Annotated in this window: 14 protein-coding genes, 2 tRNA genes and 1 pseudogene; 14 read left to right on the top strand and 3 right to left on the bottom strand. The window is 66.9% G+C overall.

The genetic code is table 11. The features are described from left to right. The first annotated feature begins 84 nt into the window (after positions 1 to 84). Together P2T62_RS14540 and P2T62_RS14545 are read left to right on the top strand one after the other, a co-directional pair. Positions 85 to 408: an FUN14 domain-containing protein gene (locus tag P2T62_RS14540; protein WP_276257796.1), complete on the top strand. Its 324-nt coding sequence runs from the start codon at positions 85 to 87 to the stop codon at positions 406 to 408. 281 nt (positions 409 to 689) lie between these two features. Continuing rightward, positions 690 to 2,288, top strand: coding sequence for a hypothetical protein (locus P2T62_RS14545; protein ID WP_276257797.1), 1,599 nt, complete (start codon positions 690 to 692; stop codon positions 2,286 to 2,288). Between the two features lie 400 nt (positions 2,289 to 2,688). On the opposite strand, the gene P2T62_RS14550 is transcribed toward P2T62_RS14545, so the two are convergent. Beyond that, positions 2,689 to 3,141 (bottom strand): DUF5793 family protein, encoded by a 453-nt coding sequence (locus P2T62_RS14550; RefSeq protein ID WP_276257798.1) that lies wholly within the window; start codon positions 3,139 to 3,141, stop codon positions 2,689 to 2,691. Between the two features lie 114 nt (positions 3,142 to 3,255). Here P2T62_RS14550 and P2T62_RS14555 point away from each other — a divergent pair, with 114 nt between their 5' ends. The 4 genes from P2T62_RS14555 (at position 3,256) to P2T62_RS14570 (ending at position 8,484) form a co-directional block, all read left to right on the top strand. After that, a complete protein-coding gene (locus P2T62_RS14555; RefSeq protein ID WP_276257799.1) occupies positions 3,256 to 3,759 on the top strand; it encodes a DUF7549 family protein in 504 nt (167 codons plus the stop codon). 145 nt (positions 3,760 to 3,904) lie between these two features. Then, positions 3,905 to 5,572 (top strand): type II/IV secretion system ATPase subunit, encoded by a 1,668-nt coding sequence (locus P2T62_RS14560; RefSeq protein WP_420028376.1) that lies wholly within the window; start codon positions 3,905 to 3,907, stop codon positions 5,570 to 5,572. Position 5,573: 1 nt separating this feature from the next. Next, positions 5,574 to 7,781, top strand: coding sequence for a type II secretion system F family protein (locus P2T62_RS14565; RefSeq protein ID WP_276257800.1), 2,208 nt, complete (start codon positions 5,574 to 5,576; stop codon positions 7,779 to 7,781). 1 nt (position 7,782) lies between these two features. Beyond that, complete coding sequence (locus tag P2T62_RS14570; protein WP_276257801.1) at positions 7,783 to 8,484, top strand: class I SAM-dependent methyltransferase; 702 nt, start codon at positions 7,783 to 7,785, stop codon at positions 8,482 to 8,484. Positions 8,485 to 8,487: 3 nt separating this feature from the next. On the opposite strand, the gene P2T62_RS14575 is transcribed toward P2T62_RS14570, so the two are convergent. After that, positions 8,488 to 8,718, bottom strand: coding sequence for a hypothetical protein (locus P2T62_RS14575; RefSeq protein WP_276257802.1), 231 nt, complete (start codon positions 8,716 to 8,718; stop codon positions 8,488 to 8,490). Between the two features lie 406 nt (positions 8,719 to 9,124). Here P2T62_RS14575 and P2T62_RS14580 point away from each other — a divergent pair. The 6 genes and pseudogenes from P2T62_RS14580 to P2T62_RS14605 all read left to right on the top strand — a co-directional run bounded on the left by P2T62_RS14580 (position 9,125) and on the right by P2T62_RS14605 (position 16,719). After that, positions 9,125 to 9,195: transfer RNA gene (locus tag P2T62_RS14580), tRNA-Gly, on the top strand. 369 nt (positions 9,196 to 9,564) lie between these two features. After that, positions 9,565 to 11,388 carry a type II/IV secretion system ATPase subunit gene (locus P2T62_RS14585; protein ID WP_276257803.1) on the top strand — a complete coding sequence of 608 codons (1,824 nt, stop codon included), beginning with the start codon at positions 9,565 to 9,567 and terminating at the stop codon, positions 11,386 to 11,388. Beyond that, on the top strand, positions 11,385 to 13,403 hold the full coding sequence (locus P2T62_RS14590; RefSeq protein WP_276257804.1) for a type II secretion system F family protein: 2,019 nt from the start codon (positions 11,385 to 11,387) through the stop codon (positions 13,401 to 13,403). Before P2T62_RS14585 ends, P2T62_RS14590 begins: the two co-directional genes overlap by 4 nt. Before the next feature lie 3 nt (positions 13,404 to 13,406). Continuing rightward, positions 13,407 to 15,347, top strand: coding sequence for a hypothetical protein (locus P2T62_RS14595; protein ID WP_276257805.1), 1,941 nt, complete (start codon positions 13,407 to 13,409; stop codon positions 15,345 to 15,347). A 77-nt stretch (positions 15,348 to 15,424) separates the two neighbouring features. Further along, positions 15,425 to 16,000: pseudogene (locus tag P2T62_RS14600) on the top strand (response regulator); the annotation flags it as partial. 98 nt (positions 16,001 to 16,098) lie between these two features. Then, positions 16,099 to 16,719: a DUF7504 family protein gene (locus P2T62_RS14605; protein ID WP_276257807.1), complete on the top strand. Its 621-nt coding sequence runs from the start codon at positions 16,099 to 16,101 to the stop codon at positions 16,717 to 16,719. 27 nt (positions 16,720 to 16,746) lie between these two features. Here P2T62_RS14605 and P2T62_RS14610 read toward each other — a convergent pair whose 3' ends face one another. Continuing rightward, on the bottom strand, positions 16,747 to 17,619 hold the full coding sequence (locus P2T62_RS14610) for an HD domain-containing protein (protein WP_276257808.1): 873 nt from the start codon (positions 17,617 to 17,619) through the stop codon (positions 16,747 to 16,749). A 140-nt stretch (positions 17,620 to 17,759) separates the two neighbouring features. Here P2T62_RS14610 and P2T62_RS14615 point away from each other — a divergent pair, with 140 nt between their 5' ends. Next, complete coding sequence (locus P2T62_RS14615) at positions 17,760 to 18,080, top strand: Sec-independent protein translocase subunit TatA/TatB (protein ID WP_276257809.1); 321 nt, start codon at positions 17,760 to 17,762, stop codon at positions 18,078 to 18,080. Positions 18,081 to 18,119: 39 nt separating this feature from the next. Continuing rightward, positions 18,120 to 18,192, top strand: a tRNA-Arg gene (locus P2T62_RS14620). Positions 18,193 to 18,289 lie beyond the last annotated feature (97 nt).

An 18,289-nucleotide genomic window follows, 5' to 3' on the forward strand; every position in this document is an offset into this window, starting at 1 on the left:
GCCTGACGGCCATCCGGGCGCCACCGGCCGGTTCCGGCCCGTCTCGCCACAAGAGACTTACACCGGCGTATCGCACCCGGGGGCATGGTGGACTTCCAAGCGCTCGCACAGACCGTGGGCATCAACCTCGGCACCGGGGCCGTCATCGGTGGCCTCATCGGGTTCACGGCGAAGAAGGTGGCCAAGGTCCTCGCCATCCTGGTCGGCCTCGAACTCGCCCTGTTCAAGTTCCTCGAATCCCGCCAGATCCTGACGGTCAACTGGGACAAGCTCGGTGCGAGCTTCCTCGCCGCGGGCGAGGCAGCCGCCTCGCAGACACCGCCCTCCTGGCTCATGACCATCCTCTCGACGCTCTCGGTCAGCGGCGGCTTCGCCGGCGGCTTCCTGCTCGGCTTCAAGAAGGGATAGTAATTCTACCAACTTTGTTTTGATATTATACCGATTCTTGAATGTCAATAAGAAATAATATAGAATAATCGGCCAGCCATCGGAGCATCGATGCACGAGGCGACTGTCGGGCCAGCGACGGAACCAGCACCCGCGGCCCTGCCAACAGGGGTGGAACGGGCCTGGGGCCGACGGACAGTACCATCGCTCACGGCGGTTCCCGCGGAAGTGCAGAGCTCAACTGTGGGGATAGCGCTGGAGCAGGCTAACGTTCATACTCGTTCCGACCGTTTCGGGGATGCATGGGCGATATTTCGGGGGGCGTGAGGCTCAAGGAACCGAAAGAGCTCAGCCCAGATTCGTCGGCGAGCATCGTCCTGGAGTACGTCAACCGGGACGACCAGGCGTTCCATCACATCACGAATGTCTCCGTCTGGCCGACCTGGGACCCCGATCGGGAGATTGCCAGCGGTGGTGACCGCTCGGTGCCATCGAATGCCTCGAAACAGCTGCTGGCCACAGACGTGGACACCCCGCTCGGACTCGCTGGGCGGCAGGGCTTTCACGTCGAGTTCGAAGTGGGGATCCCCTCGGAAACCGGCGAGATGGCGTACCAGCACCGCCACACCGATACGCCGCTGGTCGTGCCGGTCGGCGGCACTCCCCGGTATGACGCCGTTCTGTGTACCGCCGGTGCAGGCGATCCCGCTCGCCCGGTCCGAGATTTCATCCAGAACTGGGGGTTCGACATCTATCTCGCATCCGGTGAGCAGGAGGCCCGCGAGCGATTCACGGAGTTCACCGAGACGCCGACCTGTTTCGTCGGCGTGGTTCCCGCGGACAGGACCAGTAGAGGCCGGCAGGCGGTCAGCAGTACGGCGTCGGTCGCCCTATCACGTGACGTGCCGGCGCTCGTCCTGTTGGAGGAAGACGCGACGCGTCCACACCTCCCCGAGAGCGAGGGCTGTCTCGTCATCAGGACCGACCTGGGAAGCGAGCGGGCGCTGGCACGCAGCAGTGGGCCAGAACTACTGGGTGTGCGACGCTCGCTCGAAGTCGGCACCGCCGCCAGACTCCTCGAACAGGTCAGAGCGCGGGCCAAGCGGGAACCGAAGGAGGCGCTCCGGGCGGTGGTGTACTCGGTACTGCTGGAGCGAACCGGCGCGGTAGAGACGGTGCTGGATTCACTCGGGGACCCGACGGATCTGTTCGTCACCCTCGCTGCTGGGACTGCCGCGGGGTCCGACACCAGTACGGTGCCACCGTCTCGCGGCACCGACCGGACACTGGATCCGGCCAGTGAATACGACGTTCCGGGGGCCGAGTTCACCTTAATACCGTTCGACGTACTGAACAAGAGGTTTCTCGAATTCTCGACTGACCAACATGGCAACCAGGTGAGGGTCGTATCCGACGATCCGCCCACCACCCATACTTCGGTCGATCTGTACAGGGCGATAGACGATTGGATAGGGTCGCGGAACAGCATCCCCACATTGAACGTCGATAGGATAGAGCTCATCTGGAGTCCGGACGGGGAGGAGCCGGTGTTCATCCCCGCCAGTGCCGAAACGATCAGCAAGGACGTCGCTCGGGACGTGGGGACGTGGTTCGACGAAAGCTACCGAAGTATCCACACCGACCACAATATCACGCAGCTGGACGTTACTTTACCTGCTAAAGGCGCATACCATGTGTTGACCTGGTCAGAGGAGGGGGCTGGGGCACTGAAGATCCGTTTCGAGCGGGGCGAGCCAGTCGTCGGACCCGAGAACGGCAATCGCTCCGGGAGCAGTCACCCGTTCCTGGAAGACGACTGGTGGAGCGGTCGAAAACGGCTCATCGTCCCGACACCGGAGCCGTATGAGACGGATGATCTGGAGCTGTCCTGGGCGCGGTAGGCGGAAGATCCGAACGCGGTCTACATGCTGAGTTCGTCCTATGAGTCGGTGACGCCGATAGCATCAGCTACCGGAGGTTCCAGCAACGTCATGACACACCGCGTGGGCGTAGCGAGCGCGGTTTCAGTTCCGTCGGAGCACGCTCCGACGACGTTCGGGCTGTCACCCTCATCGCTGGCGACCGCTGGGACCCAGCGGCATTGGTCTGAACGTTTTTTGCGACGAGCGATTTCTGGGCGGAGCCGAGAAATGTATCGCTGGCGCTCACGAGAGGAAGGTTCTCGCGCAGCCCATCAGAACACGAAGCGTTCTGCGGGCGGCAACGCCGCCAGCCGGCACCCGCCGTGGTGCCGGCCGAAGGCCGGCCCGCGAGCGGTACCCGAGTCGTCAAAAAAGCTCGCTAGAGTTCGACGCCGCTCGGAATCAGCGACCGGCCGCGCAGCAGTTCCCCGTCGGGATCGTAGACGAGGAAGACGTTCATCTCGTGGTCCAGCAGCTCCTCGCCGTCGACGGTGACGCGGACGCGGTAGCGGAACTCCCGGTCGGTCTCCTGTCCGAACTCGCGGGCGGCGTCGATGAAGCGGAACACGTCGTCGGCGTCGACGTTGAGCTCGAGGACGTACGCGCCGGTCACCCGGTTGGTCACGGCGACGACGCCGCTCGCGTCCTCGGCGTCGGCCGGGGTCTGGAGTCGCAGGGCGACATCGAGCTCCTCGGGCGGAAGTGGCTCGTCGTCGTCGCCGGTGAGGCGATCGACGAGCTGGTCGGCGGGGCCATCGAACTCGATGTGGGCCGTCGGTGGCCCGTCCGCGTCCATGTTGCGGACGTCCAGCGTGAAGTAATCGCGCCTCATCTAGTGGCAGCACCTTGTACGTCGGCGGACAAGAACGTGACGCCCCAGGGTCGCGAGTCCGCGCGGCCCGCCCCCCATCGGTAGGTTTTCGGCGGCGGGCGGCGCCCGCCCGGTATGGTGTCGCTCCGGACGAAGTACGCGGGCGAGCTCGCCGTGCTGTCGACGTGGGCGAGCGCGCTGTTGCCGTGGTCGATGTCGTTCGCCTCGCAGGGGGGCATCTCGCTGGTCGTCGTCCGATGGCAGGTGTTCCTGTTCCAGTTCATCTTCGGGGCCTCGCTCCCCGGCGAGGCGCCGTTCCAGTTGCTCCCGACCGCCATCGCTCGCGAGTCCGGGGGCGTCGAGCAGGCATACCTCGTCTGGGCCGCCGGGGCGGTCCCGTTCCTCCTCGCGTTCCTCCTCAGCGTGGCCTACTACGCCCGCGAGGAGCGCGTCGAGGACCGACTTCCGGTCGACCCCGTCCGCGTGCTGGGGGGGCTGTTGCTCCTGAGTGGCGTCGTCCTCGGCGCGGCGACGGCGTTGCTGGTCCAGCGGTACCCGGGCGGAGCGGTCCCCGTCGGGGTGCTGTTCCTCCTCGTCTTCGGCGCCATCCTGCTCCGGGTCGAGCGCGTCGAGGGCTGACCCCACGTTCAGCCAGAACCCCACGCCGACCGGCGGTACGCGGGAGATACGTCGGGGGCGGGCGGCTGCGTGACCAGCATGGATTTATATGCGCCTGGCCCCACGACTCGACAACCAACGGGGGCGACCTGGTCACCCGGTCATCATGTCCGATACGAACGACTCACAGCGGGGCCAGCGGAAGGGGGCGCTGGAGAACGTCATGGAGCAGCTCTCCAGGACGGTGGAGATGTTCCGCGGGTCCCGCATCGATATCGAGCACTGGTCGCCGACCGAACACGGTCGGCTGGTGGACTTCGGCGGCCGCGAGGGCTACGAGGAGGTGGATCGCTACTGGCTGAACGCACCGTTCTCCTACGCCTCGATCAACTACGACGCTGAGGAGAACCAGTACCTCTACCACGTCGTCGAGCCCACCCTGGACGGGTTCGAGGCGGAGCTGCTGGACGCCCTCTACGAGGACGTCCGGAACCCGCTGCTGTACGGCCCGGAGACCGACGCGGAGGACGACGAGGGCGCCGAGCGGGTCCTGATGGAGGAGCTCCGGGACCGGCTGGAGGAGTACGGCGTCGACGTTGACATGGCCGGCTTCTACCGCCTCTTCTACTACCTCTGGCGCCGGTTCCGTGGCTACGGGAAGATCGACGCGCTGATGCACGACCCCAACATCGAGGACATCTCCTGTGACGGCTACGGTCTGCCGCTGTACGCCTACCACGAGGACTACCAGGACGTCGAGACCAACGTCTCGTTCGGCGAGGAGGAACTCGACTCGTTCGTCATCCAGCTGGCCCAGCAGTCCGGCCGCCACATCTCCGTCGGCAATCCCGTGGTCGAGACCACGCTGGAGGACGGCTCGCGTGCGGAACTCGCCCTCGGCCAGGAGGTCACGCCCCGGGGATCGGCGTTCACCATCCGGAAGTACAGCGAGGAGCCGTTCACGCCCATCGACCTGCTCCGGTTCGGGACGTACAACCTGGACCAGATGGCCTACCTCTGGATGGCCATCGAGCACAACAAGAACGTCATCTTCGCCGGCGGGACGGCGGCCGGGAAGACGACATCGCTGAACGCCATCTCGATGTTCATCCCGCCGCGCTCGAAGCTCATCACCATCGAGGACACCCGCGAGCTGGCGCTGTACCACGACAACTGGCTCTCCAGCGTCACGCGCGAGCGGCTCGACGAGGCCGCCAACATCACGATGTACGACCTGCTGCGGTCGTCGCTCCGGCACCGGCCGGAGTACATCATCGTCGGCGAGGTGCGTGGCGAGGAGGCCATCACGCTGTTCCAGGCGATGAACACGGGCCACACGACGCTGTCGACGATGCACGCCGACTCGGTGCAGACGGCGATCAACCGCCTCGAGAACGAGCCCATCAACGTGCCGCGCCCGATGGTCCAGTCGCTGGACGTGCTGGTCGTGCAGACGCTGGCCCGGTTCGGCGGCGAACGGGTGCGGCGTGCCTCCGACATCGCCGAGATCGAGGGCATCGACCAGCGGACCGGCGAGCTGGACTACGCGGGCGCGTACGACTGGGATGCGACGGACGACACGTTCCGAGAGGGTAATCGCAACCTGATGGACGAGATCCGCGAGGAGCGGGGGTGGTCCCAGCGCGACCTGCTCAGCGAGATGCGTCGTCGCCGCCGCTTCCTGAAGTACCTCTGGGACGAGGAGGTCACGAACTACCAGGCGTTCACGACGATGGTGAACCGCTACTACGCCGACCCGGACCGGGTGATGGACCGCATCGATGCCCCCGAACTCGACACGGGTAGCGGGGCCGAGGCGAGCGCGGACGACTGATATGGCGGTCACGACCTACATCCCGCTGATCGTCGTCGTCGTGACGCTGCTGGTACTGGCGCTGGCGCCGTTCAGCCGGACGCTCGAACGCGACACCAAACGGCTGGCGTTCACCGCCTTCGGCGGCCGGAACATCCCGCACGACGAGCAGCGCGAGCGGACCCTTCGCTCGGCGGGCATCGGGACGCCCTACCGGGTGTACGTCACGCAGACGTACCTCTACACGGCGGTTGCGGCGTTCAGTGGGGCCGTCCTCGGGGTGTACCTCGGCGGATTCATCGTCGATCTGCTCGAACTCCGGACGCTGACCGCACCCAGCCCGATCATCAGCGACGTGACCTCCTCGCTGCCGGAGTTCCTGCTGGCGTTCAACGCGAAACTGTTCGCGCTGCTCGTCGGGACCAGCATCCTGCTCGGCACCATCGCGGCGACCATCGTCTACGCTATCCGGTGGGCCATCCCCTCGGTGCGGGCGACCACGCGCGAGCGCCAGATCGACGCCTCGCTCCCCCGGATGGTCGCGTTCATCTACGCCCAGTCCCGCGGCGGGATGGCGTTCCCGGACGTGATGCGGTCGCTGTCGAACAACCGGGGGGTCTTCGGCGCCGGCGCCGACGAGATGGCCGTCGGCGTCCGCAACATCGACCTGTTCGGGCAGGACCTCGTCAACGCCGTCCGTGACCTCTCGCGGCGCACGCCGTCCCAGCAGTTCCAGAAGTTCATGGAGAACCTGACGAGCGTGCTCCAGTCAGGGCGGAACCTCTCGGAGTTCCTCGCCGACGAGTACGAGCGATACCGCGAGCAGGCCGAGGAACAGCAGGAGGAGATCCTCGAACTCCTCGCCACCACGGCGGAGGTGTACGTCACGTCGGTCGTCGCGGGGATGCTGTTCCTCATCACCATCCTGCTCGTCATCGGGCTCACGAGCGGTGACACGCTGGTCCTCGTCCAGCTCATCACCTACGTCGTCCTGCCGGCGACGAACGTCCTGTTCATCGCCTACCTCTCGGAGATCACCCAGCCCCTTCGGGCGAGCCGCGACGACAGCGATATCGAGCGCGACGAGCTGAACACCCTGAACCAGCGGCTGCCGCGAGAGGCCGGTGAGGGCAGCCCCGAGACCGCGCCGGATGGTGGCGAGTCCGTCGGCCGGACCTCGTCGGGCCTGGCCGACGGTGGGGAGGTGGAGTACGGCTGGGCCGAGAGCCCCCGGACGAAGGCCAACCGGGACCGGCTCCGGGCGTACAAGCGCGTCAGACGGATTCGGGAGGGACTCACCAGCCCCATCGACTCGCTGTTCGACCAGCCGGAGCTCATCCTCTTCGTGACCGTCCCCATCGCGCTGGGGTTCGTCCTGGCACAGCTGCCGGCCGCGCTGGCCAGCGGCACGTTCGACGCCCGCGCGTTCGACGACGCCCTCATCCAGGCCGCCCTGTTCGTGATGGCGACGTTCGCGGTCGTCTACGAGGTGTCGCAGGCCCGCCTCCAGCGCCTCGAGAGCGCCATCCCGGACATGCTCGAACGGCTCGCCAGCCTCAACGAGGCCGGCGTCGCGGTCGTCTCCTCCTTCGACCGGGTGCGCCGGAGCGACCTCGGCGAGCTGAACGCGGAGGTCGACCGCATCTGGCGCGACATCAAGTGGGGCGCCACCGTCGAGCAAGCGCTGGACCGCTTCGAGCGCCGGGTCCAGACCCCCTCGGTCACGCGGACGGTGACCCTGCTGACGAACTCGATGCGGGCCTCGAACGAGATCGGCCCCGTCCTCCGCATCGCCTCCGAGCAGGCCCGCGCCGACCAGCGCCTCAAGCGCAAGCGCAAGCAGGAGATGTTCACCTACATCATCGTCATCTACGTCTCCTTCCTGGTCTTCCTGGTCGTCATCGGGGCCATCGACCGCGTCCTCATCCCGAACCTGCCGACGCAGGACGCGCTCACCGGCGGGGGCAGTGCCGTCCAGGCCGCCCCGTCGTTCCTCCAGATCAACTCGGAGAAGGTCGACCAGTACCGCCTCACCTTCTTCCACGCGGGCCTCATCCAGGCCACCCTCTCCGGGCTGGTCGGCGGGCAGATGGGTGGCGGCTCCATCAAGGACGGAGTCAAGCACGCCACCATCATGCTGACCATCACCTACCTGGCGTTCGTCTTCCTGCCCCAGCCGGACGTCGGCAGCGGGACGGCGGCGATGATCGCCCCGCTGCTCCCGTTCTGACGTGCCGGGGGACGATCCGGCCCCGGACGCCGACTCCGCCGCCGTCGACGCCGCCCGGGACCGCCGGACGGTCCGCGAGACGTACGACCGCATCGCCGGCCACTTCGCCGAGACCCGCGCGCACCCGTGGCCCGAGGTGGTCGACTTCCTCGACGGGCGCACGGGGACGACGGGACTCGACCTCGGTGCGGGGAACGGGCGGCACGTCGAGCCGCTCGCGGCCCGCACGGAGCGGGTCCTCGCCGTCGACGCAAGCGCCCAGCTCCTCCGTGCTGGCCGAGCGCGCGCGACCGAGCGTGGGTACGCGGACCGCTACCGACCGGTCGTGGCCGACGCCGCCCGGCTCCCGCTCGTGGCCGGCTCGGTGGACCTCGCCGTCTACGTCGCGACGCTGCACCACCTGCCGGACCGGGAGACACGGGTCACGTCGCTCTCGGAACTCGCCCGCATCCTCGCCCCGGGCGCCCGGGCGCTCGTGAGTGCGTGGAGTACCGCCCACGACCGCTTCGACGCGCCGGCCGATGCCGAGGAGGGGTTCGACACGACCGTCGACTGGACGCTCCCCGGAGGGGAGACGGTTCCCCGGTTCTACCACATCTACGCGCCGGCGGAGTTCGACCGTGACCTCGCGGCGAGCGACCTCACCGTCGTCGAGTCGTTCCGGTCGAGCGGGAACTGCTACGCCGTCGTCGGACCCGACTGACCCTCAGAACCCGTCGTTCCCGCTCAGCGAGTTCCGGCCGCTCGGCGGTGTGTCGTCACCGTCATCGTCGTCCTGACTCCACGCCCGGTGGTGGCTGCCACCCTCCCGATTCCCGCTGTGGCCTTTACGCTCGAGCAGGATGTACAGCAGCAGCGCGAGGATGCCCCCGAAGAAGGCGACCAGCGCCCACAGGCCCGCGCTCTGTGGGCTGTTCTCCTTCGCGCCCGAGTACACTCAGAGCATGATGCCGATGAGGAAGAACAGCAGGGCCAGGCCAACGGCTCCGCTCGTGCGTTCGCGTGGCGGTCGGCAGGATGAATGGCTTCGTGGACGGCGGACTGTTCGAGCCAATCGAGAGTCATTCCACCATTATGCAAAATTTATAACCTATATGCGGCAACTAATTACTCTACCAACCATGTACAGATATAATGACTTGATCCGTCCAGAAATCTCCGCTATTGATCACGAATGTATCCCGCGATTTGGACCGGTACGCACTTGTGCGCCCCACGACCAGACGGTGATGCGAGCGCCGGTGGTGAGCGCGCGGAGCGCGCGAGCCTCGGTGCGCGAGCGGTGCGAGCGCACCGGTAGTGACTGTCGACGGCAGGAACTGCGGGGCTCGAACGAAGTGAGCGCGCCGGTGGTCTAGTGGTAGGACCTCAGCCTTCCAAGCTGATGGCCCGGGTTCAAATCCCGGCCGGCGCATCCCGTTCATGCACTCGCTCCGTCGCGGAGTGGAGACATCGCTCGTACTGCGTTCTCTTCGACAGCGACCACCCATCGACCCGCTGGGCGGCGGACCACGAACTCGGTTCGCGACTGGGTTGACCCTCGCAGCAGCCACAGGAGCGCACTGAGCGGTGCCTTTAACAATGCGGACCCGGACGTTCGCTCAAGTGTACCGTACCACATCCGTCGACGGCGAGCGGAGGGTCCCGGGCATAGGATAAACCCCCGGGCACCACCGGTACAACCCTGATGTACGTCAAGGCGGATGGACAGGCAGAACCGACCTGAACGCCCGGACAGGTGTGGCGTCCGGGAGGGGGCGGTGAACAGCGTGAGTGTGTGACCGTGAGCAGCGAAACAGACCCGAACGAGCCGACACCGACCGAGGAGCGTAGTGAGACTGGGCCGGAGGACGGCGGCTTCCAGTTCGACAGTGACGAGGACGCCGACGGAGCAGGGGGGACGGCTCCGGGGGCCGGTCGCGCCGGCACGAGCCAGCGCATCGTGGCCGACCACCCCATCAAGGGTGAGATCCTCCAGGAGGTCCAGGAGTGGTTCCAGGAGGCGGATCTCGACGAGTCGTTCGCCCAGCCGCCGGAAACGGAGTTCATCAAGAACAGGTTCTTCGACTTCTCCTACCTCGACGACCACGAGGAGATCGAGCGCGTCTGGGTGAACAGACCCTACGCGTACGTCTCCATCCTCCAGCGCCACGGCGAGGAGAAACTCCGATACCACATCCACGAGCCCGAACTGACGGAGTTCGAGGACTACGTCAAGGAGGACCTGGAGAAGATCCTCCGGAACTCCCTGATGTACCAGGACCTCGACGACGAGCAGGACCGCGAGGCCGTCTTCGAGCGGAAGGCCAAGGAGATCATCACCGACCACGCGGCCGCGACGGTCTCGGACGGGACGCTCCTGAAGCTGAAGTACTACCTGCTGCGGGACTTCGTCCATCTGGGTCCGATCGACCCCATCATGCGGGACCCCGCCATCGAGGACATCTCGTGTGACGGCATCGGCATCCCGGTGTACGTCTACCACACGGAGCACCGGGACCTCCGCTCGAACATCACGTTCGACGGGAACGAGCTCTCCTCGTTCGCGCTGCGGCTGGCCCAGCGAGCTGGCGAGCAGATCAGCGTGAGCGAACCGCTGATGGACGGCACGCTACCGGACGGCTCGCGCGTGCAGTTGACCTTCGGGTCGGACGTCTCGACCCGCGGGTCGAACTTCACCATCCGGAAGTTCGCGAACGTGCCGCTGACGCCGGTCGACCTCATCGAGTCGGGCACCTTCAGCGTCGAGCAGATGGCGTACTTCTGGCTCGCCATCGAGAACAACCGCTCGCTCATCTTCTCCGGCGGGACCGGCTCGGGGAAGACCACCTCGATGAACGCGGTGTCGATGTTCATCCCGGAGGACTCGAAGGTGGTCTCCATCGAGGACACCCGCGAGATCACGCTCCCGCACGACAACTGGATCCAGTCGCTGACCCGCGACTCCATCACCTCGGAGGGCCGCGGTGAGGTGACGATGTACCAGCTCCTCCAGGCCGCGCTCCGCCAGCGCCCGGAGTACCTGCTCGTCGGTGAGATCCGGACCGAGCAGGACGTGGCGTTCACCTTCTTCCAGGCCATCGGCACGGGCCACACCGCCTACACGACCATCCACGCCGAGTCCGTCGAGGGCGTCCTCAACCGCCTCGAGAACGACCCGCTCGCGGTGCCGGTCCAGATGGTGCTGGAACTCGACATCGTCAGCATCCAGAAGCAGACCTTCAAGGACGGCGACCGGGTGCGACGGAACGACGGCGTCACCGAGATCCGCTCCGGCGACGACGCCGGCGAGTCGGTCCGGGCGATCGACGTGTTCCAGCGCGACGCGGACACGGACACCCACCGGAAGGTCAACAAGTCCGCGGTGCTGCAGGACATCGCCGACGACCGTGGCTGGGGCGCCCGCGAGCTGGCCGAGGCGCTCAACGATCGCGAGGAGTTCCTCCAGTACCTCGTCGACGAGGGCATCGACGACTACCAGCAGGTCACGGCGGCCATCCACGCCTTCGGGAACGACCGCGAGGAACTGATGCAACAGGTCCAGCAGGGGACCCTCTCGCCGGACGACCTGAACGTCGAGGAGGAGGCCGAAGAGCTCTACCGATGAGTTCGCCAGGCATCGACGACCAGCCGATCGTCCCGGAGTACGAGCTGGAGCAGTACTTCCCGGAGCGGTCGGAACTGAGCGAGGAGGAGCGCGCGAAGCTCCGCGAACAGCACGGCTACTTCCGGACGTACTTCCGCGAGCAGCCGGACCGCTTCCGGAAGCTCCAGCGCTGGCTCAACCAGGCCCGCTTCGGCCTCACCTACGACGTCTACCTGGCCGCGACGGCCCGCTACGCCATCGGCGCGGCGGTCGTCGGGCTCGTCCTGGGAGTGGCGCTCTCGGTCCAGCTGATGGCGATGGGCGCCTTCGCCCCGGTCACGGACCTGCCGGCCGTCGGCGGGGTCCTGGAGCCGGTGCTGGCCCCGCTGGCCGGCTTCGTGTTCGGCCTGCTCGGGCTCGCCGTCTTCGGCGGTGGCACCGCCGCGGCGCGCTACTACTACCCCCGGACGGTGGTCAACCAGCGCCGGCGCAACATCGACGTGTTGCTCCCGCACGCCATCGTCTACATGTACGCACTCAGCCACGGCGGGATGAACACCTTCGAGGTCATCAAGGAGGTCGCGCAGGCCGAGGACGTCTACGGCGAGGTCGCCCGCGAGTGCGACATGATCGTCCGCGACGTGGAGCTGTTCGGGAACGACCTGTTCACCGCAATCCGGGACGCCCGGAACCTCACGCCCAGCGACAACCTCGAACAGTTCTTCGACGACACGCTCTCCGTGCTCGACTCGGGCAGCGACTTCAGCACCTTCCTCTCCGACGAGTCCGAGACCTACATGACCGAGGCCAAGCAGGAGCAGGAGAACTTCCTGGAGACGCTGTCGATCCTCTCGGAGATCTTCGTCGTGATGTTCGTCGCGGCGCCGCTCTTCCTCATCGTGACGCTGATGGTCATCAGCCTGCTGGGCGGTGACTCGCTGAACCAGACGAAGGCGCTGGTCTACCTGTTCCTCCCGGCCGGGATGCTGGTGTTCATCGTCCTCATCGACCTGCTGTCGAAGCCGTACGCCCAGCACGAGCACGACGTCGACCTGAGCCAGGAGGAGGCGGTCGACCCGAGCGACGCGGCCGAGTCGGACCCGCACTTCGAGGAGTACGAGAAGCGCAAGCGCCGGGACGAGCTGCTCGAACTCGTGACGAACCCCATCTCGGAGATCCGCAAGCGCGACCCGCTGCTGTCGCTCGCCATCTCCGTCCCGGCCGCGCTGGTGACGGTCGGGGCACTGGTGGCCACGGGGCAGCTCCAGACGAGTCTCGCCGGGATGGGCCGCACGCCGATCAAGCACACCGTCGGCTACGGCGTCGTCCCGTTCCTCGTGACGACGGTCCCGCTGACGCTGTTCTACGAGGCCGAGCGCCGTCGGGAGCAGCGCATCTCCAGTCGCTTCCCGGACACGCTGAACATCCTCTCGTCGGCCAACCAGATGGGCATCCGGCTCGTCGACGCGCTGGACCTCGTCTCGCGCTGGTCCGAGGGGACGCTGGCCGACGAACTCCGGAAGGTCCGCAACGACATCACGTGGAACCACGACGTCGAGGGCGCCCTGCTGTCGTTCGCCGACCGCCTGCGCGTCCCGCAGGTGACCCGGACGATGAAGCTCATCGCGAAGGGGTCGCGGTCGTCCTCGGACCTCTCGGAGATCATCTCCATCGCCGCCGAGGACACGCGCAACCGCTACCAGATCGAGCAGAACCGGCGCCAGGAGATGTCCGCGTACACCGCCATCGTCGCCATCGGCTTCCTGGTCTACCTGGCGGTCATCGTGCTGCTGGACACCTCGTACCTCCAGCCCATCGGCCAGATGGCGACCGACGCGGGCGGCAACAGCGACCTGCTGACCGTCTCGACGGTCCCGGTCGACCAGTACCGGACCATCTTCTTCCACTCGGCGCTCATCCAGGGCGCCGGAAGCGGGCTGCTCGCCGGCAAACTCGCCGAGAACGACATCCTCGCGGGGCTGAAGTACAGCATCGTCCTCGTGGCGATCGCGCTCGCGGTCTTCATCTTCATCTGAACCATGGCAGACACACGAACCGAATGGCGAGCGGAACGGGGCGACGAACGGGCGAGCGGTCCGGACGGCCCGGTTGCGGGCTGGCTCGACGACCGCGGTGTGAGCGAGGTCATCGGCTCCATCCTCGTGTTCGGCCTGCTCGTCTCGCTGCTGGCCATCGTCCAGACGCAGGCGGTGCCCGACGCGAACAACGAGGTCGAGGTGAAACACAGCGACGACGTGCAGGGCGACATGGCGAACCTGCAGGCCGCCATCACCCGGACCTCGGCGTTCGGCGGCACCGAGTCGACCGTCGTCGAGACGGGGATGACGTATCCGCCGCGGCTGGTGCTGTACAACCCACCGGCCGTGCAGGGGACGTTGCGGACGAGCGACTCCCCCAGCGACAACGTGGAGGTGAACCAGTTCGGGTACGACATCGACGCCGACGGCGACGCGATCCCGGTCGCGCCGACCGACGACAACGTGGGGTACAAGTTCATCTTCGACCGCGAGTTCTCGACCAACCTCGTCTCCTACGAGGCCGACTACAACCGGTACCAGGAGTCGCCGACCATCCGGTACGAGCACGGGACGCTGGTCAGCGACTTCGGCGACGAGACGACCGTGCAGGCCGAGGGGAACCTCGTCAACGGCCGACGCATCAGCCTGACCTACCTCGACGGGGGGCTCCAGGAGTCACAGGTCCGCCCGGCCTCGATCACCACCTACCCGGTGAGCGCACCCGGGCAGACCATCGACGTGCCGGCCGGGAGCCAGCCCGGGGAACTCGTCCTGCCGACCAGCATCGACGAGTCGGTCTGGGTGAGCGAGGTCCTCCGGGACCAGATCGACACGAACGCGCTCCCGGGAGGTGACCTCTCGGCGTGTAGTGACCTCGAGACAATCGACAGTAGCAACCCGGCGAGCGACACCGACGGCCGGTACATCATCGACTGCTCGTACGACGACAGCACCAGCCCGGCCGAGCTGACCCTGACCTTCCAGTCCGACACCACCTACGAGATGCAGATGTCGAAGGTGGCGTTCCAGGCCCAGTCCGACGAGGTGGCGCCGGCGTACGTCACGGCGGACAACGCCCTGGCCAACTCGGTGAGCGAGGTCACGCTGGAGTTCCGGGACCGGTTCAACAACCCTGTCAGCACCGGGACCATCTCCATCGCGGACTACGACACCGGTTCGAACACGGTTCAGACGCCGCCTGACGAATCGGGCGTCGAGATCCCCACCGACGGCGAACTCACGGTGGACAAGCCCTCGGGTGTGAAGGCGTACTACATCGACAGCGGGCCGAACGCGTTCACGCCCGGGAGCGGGGTGACCTGCTTCCAGTCGCCGGCCTGCATCCTCAGCTCGAACTTCCCGACATCCGGCTCCACCTCGCCGGTCCGACTGAGCGACGCGACCATCGTCGCGGACGACCAGGTACGGCTGACGCTCCAGAACTTCGGCCCGGAGCGGAGCGTGGAGACGGTGAAAACGAACTACGTCACCGTCCACGAGCAGAAGAAGGTGGTCGAATCCGCCGACCTGGTCACGACGACGAGCGATACCCTCGCGGCACTCGCACAGGTCGTGACCGATGCCGACGTGAACGTCGGCAAGACCAACGCCACCGACACCATCGACGGGCCGAACGCGCTCACCGATATCGCGGTCGACCCGAGTAGCGGGACCTCCGTGAGTGGGACGTTCGGAACGGCTCCCGTCGAGAACGGGCCCGCGGTCAACGCGCCGGATCTCACGCCGATTCCGGCGACCAGCAACGGGAACGAGGTGACGCTCACGTTCGACGAGTCCATCGAGGCGGACATGGGGAACGAGTTCGGCGACAGCGAGACGCCGAGCGATATGCTGGAGGTGAGCGTGACCGTCACGTACAGCGACGGGTACCGGACGACCTACACCACCCAGCTCCACGCCCCGGAGGACGACGGTAGATAACCCTGGGGACGCTGCTTTCTACACGCTCGCCCAGCGGAATTACTATACACCATCCCGCGGAAGGGACAGAGAGACAGATGGGCTCAGAGCAACCGACGGTACTGGTGGTGGAAGACGAGCCCCCGCTCATCGAGATCTACGCCCGGTGGCTGGAGGCGGACTACGAGGTACGGACGGCCCAGAACGGCTCCGAGGCGCTCGAACAGGTCGACGACGACGTCGACGTGGCGCTGCTGGACCGCCTGATGCCCGGGATGTCGGGGGACGAGGTGCTGGCCGAGATCCGCGAGCGGGCGCCGGGATGCAGGGTGGCGATGGTCACCGCCGTCGAGCCCGACTTCGACATCATCACGATGGGCTTCGACGACTACCTCACGAAGCCCGTCGAGAAGGAGCTGCTGCTGGAGACCGTCGAGCGGCTGCTCGATCGGTCGAACTACGAGGGGCTGGAGCAGGAGCTGTACGCGCTGGTGTCGAAGCGGTCGGCGCTGCAGTCCGCGAAGTCGGCCCAGGAGATCGCGGCCTCCGAGGAGTACGACGAGCTGGAGCGTCGCATCAAGGAGCTGCAGGCCGAGATCGACGAGGCGATGCCGGATCTGGAGGGCGGGGAGTTCGTCGCGATGGTGCGTGACATCGAGGCGAGTGCCGACGACGACATCGAGCCACCGGACGGGGACGTCGGGGACCCGTTCGCCGAGGAGGACGGCGACGGGGCGGAGGATGACTCCAGTGCCCCGGAGGGTGGTGGCCGATGAGCTACGAGACGACCGCGCTCGCCGACGGAACGGTGGCGTTCGACGAGGGGACGAGCCTCCTCGTCTCGGGGTCGTCGATGGACATCCAGGAGCGGCTCTACGACGTGCTCTCTGAGGCCGCCGACGGCGGAGAGACGGCGGTCCTCATCTCCACGGACCGGGGCGCCTCCGAGGTCGTCCGGGCGTTCCGGCAGCGCGACGCGTTCGACCCCGGGCGTATGGGGTTCATCGACTGCACGGGACGCGAGGGCCCCGAGGAGGTCGACGGGGCGCCGGTGCGGCGGCTGGGCTCGCCGGGCGACCTGACGGGGATGAGCCTGGAGTTCGCCAAGCTCGTCGACCGGTTCGACGACGCCGGCGCGGGCGACCGCGTGCGTGTCGGCCTCGCCTCCATCTCGACACTGCTGATGTACACCGACGTACGGACCGCGTTCCGGTTCCTGCACGTCTTCACCTCCCGGATCCGGTCGGGTGGGCTGTTCGGCGTGTTCGCGATGGATCCCGGGATGCACGACCAGCAGACGGTCAACACGGTCCGGGCGGTGTTCGACTGCGAGGCCCGCATCGCCGACGATGGCGGGGTGGACCTGCGGGGATCCGGCTTCGTCCAGGAGTAACGCCGATTTCCGGAGGCTCGACGACCCTCAGAGCTCGATCCGTTCGATGAGCGTGCCCTCGCCGTCCCCGTCGCCGCCGGCGTCCGTGTGGACGGCGACGATGCGGATGTCCCCCTCCAGGCCCGAGTCCTCCAGCTTCGACTTGAGCAGTTCGTCGACCTGGTAGACGCCGGCGGCGTCGGTCATCTCGATCTCGACGAGGACGGGCCGGTCGTCGCCGTCGTGGAGCGAAACGCGCTTGATCGCCTGGCTGGAGATGGTATCGATGCCGCGGCCACCCTTCTCGTAGGGAATCCGCGAGCGGCCCCGCTCCATGTCCAGCGCGTCCGCCACCCGGACGACGCCGGCCTCGAGGGTGAGCGGGTCCTCCTCGGTGTGGTGACAGAGGATGGCGTGGAGCACCTCGCCCTTGAGACGGACGGCCTCCGGAATCTCGTAGCCGAGTTCGGGCAGGAGCCGGTCGAGCAGGTCCGCCGCGAGCGGGATGGAGTAGTAGGGATGCTCGTCGCGGTGGACGACGTGGCCGATGTCGTGCAACGTCGCGGCGAGCGCGATGACGACGGCCTCGTCGGCCTCGTCGAGCCCCTGGCCGGTCGCCCCGTTGAACGCGACCCCGCCGGCCTTCAACAGGTCGTAGAGGCAGAGCGCGCGGTTCCGCACGATGTCGATGTGCTTCGTACCGTGGTCGTTGTACCCCTTGCGCGCGACGGGGTTGACGTTCTGTGCCTCCAGATAGGCGGCGATCTCCTCGTCGTCCTCGACGACCTCGAGGACGCGGTTGACCCGCTCGTCCGGGAAGCTGTGGTCGGCCGCCGGGTTGTACTCCCGGCCCCCGTTGCCCCGATCTGCCTCCCGAAGATCCTCCGCGTCGATGGTTCCGTCGGGTGAGTCGCTGTCCATGGCCGGGGCGATGGGAGCCGAGGACAAAAGCGAACGGGCGGCACGAGGGGGAGCGACCGCTCGCGGCCCACCGCCGAGGCCGGGACGGAGTGAACCCGAGGGAAAGGCCTATAATTCGATGAGCGCAAAACCGGCTATAGATGCTCGATACATTCGTACCGCTGTTCGGCGGGCTGCCGGGTGGGCCGGAGCTCATCGTCATCCTGCTCATCATCGTGCTGCTGTTCGGCGCGCAGAAGCTGCCGAAGCTCGCGCGCTCGACGGGGGAGGCGATGGGCGAGTTCCAGAAGGGTCGCGAGGAGGTCGAACAGGAGCTCCAGGAGATGCGCGAGGGCAAGAAGCGCGAGGAGGGTCTCGACGAGGCGCCGCCGCCGTCCGAGGAGACCGACAGCGAGACCGTCATCGGCGAGGCCGAGTCCGACACGACCACCGACACCGAGACCGACACCGAGAGGAACTGACGGACACCCTTTTCTCGCCGCCCCGCTCACGCCCGGGCAGGACACGTGGCCTAGTGGACAGGGCGAGGGGTTCCTAACCCCTCGATCGCGGGTTCGAATCCCGCCGTGTCCGCTCGTTCGTCACCGCGTGTTTCACTTGCAGCCACGGCGTAGTTCGCGAACGCTGCGCGTTCGCTCGGTCCCGCCGCGTCCGTGCAGCGACCGAGGTG

This window comes from Haloglomus litoreum, assembly GCF_029338515.1.
GTDB lineage: Archaea > Halobacteriota > Halobacteria > Halobacteriales > Haloarculaceae > Haloglomus > Haloglomus litoreum.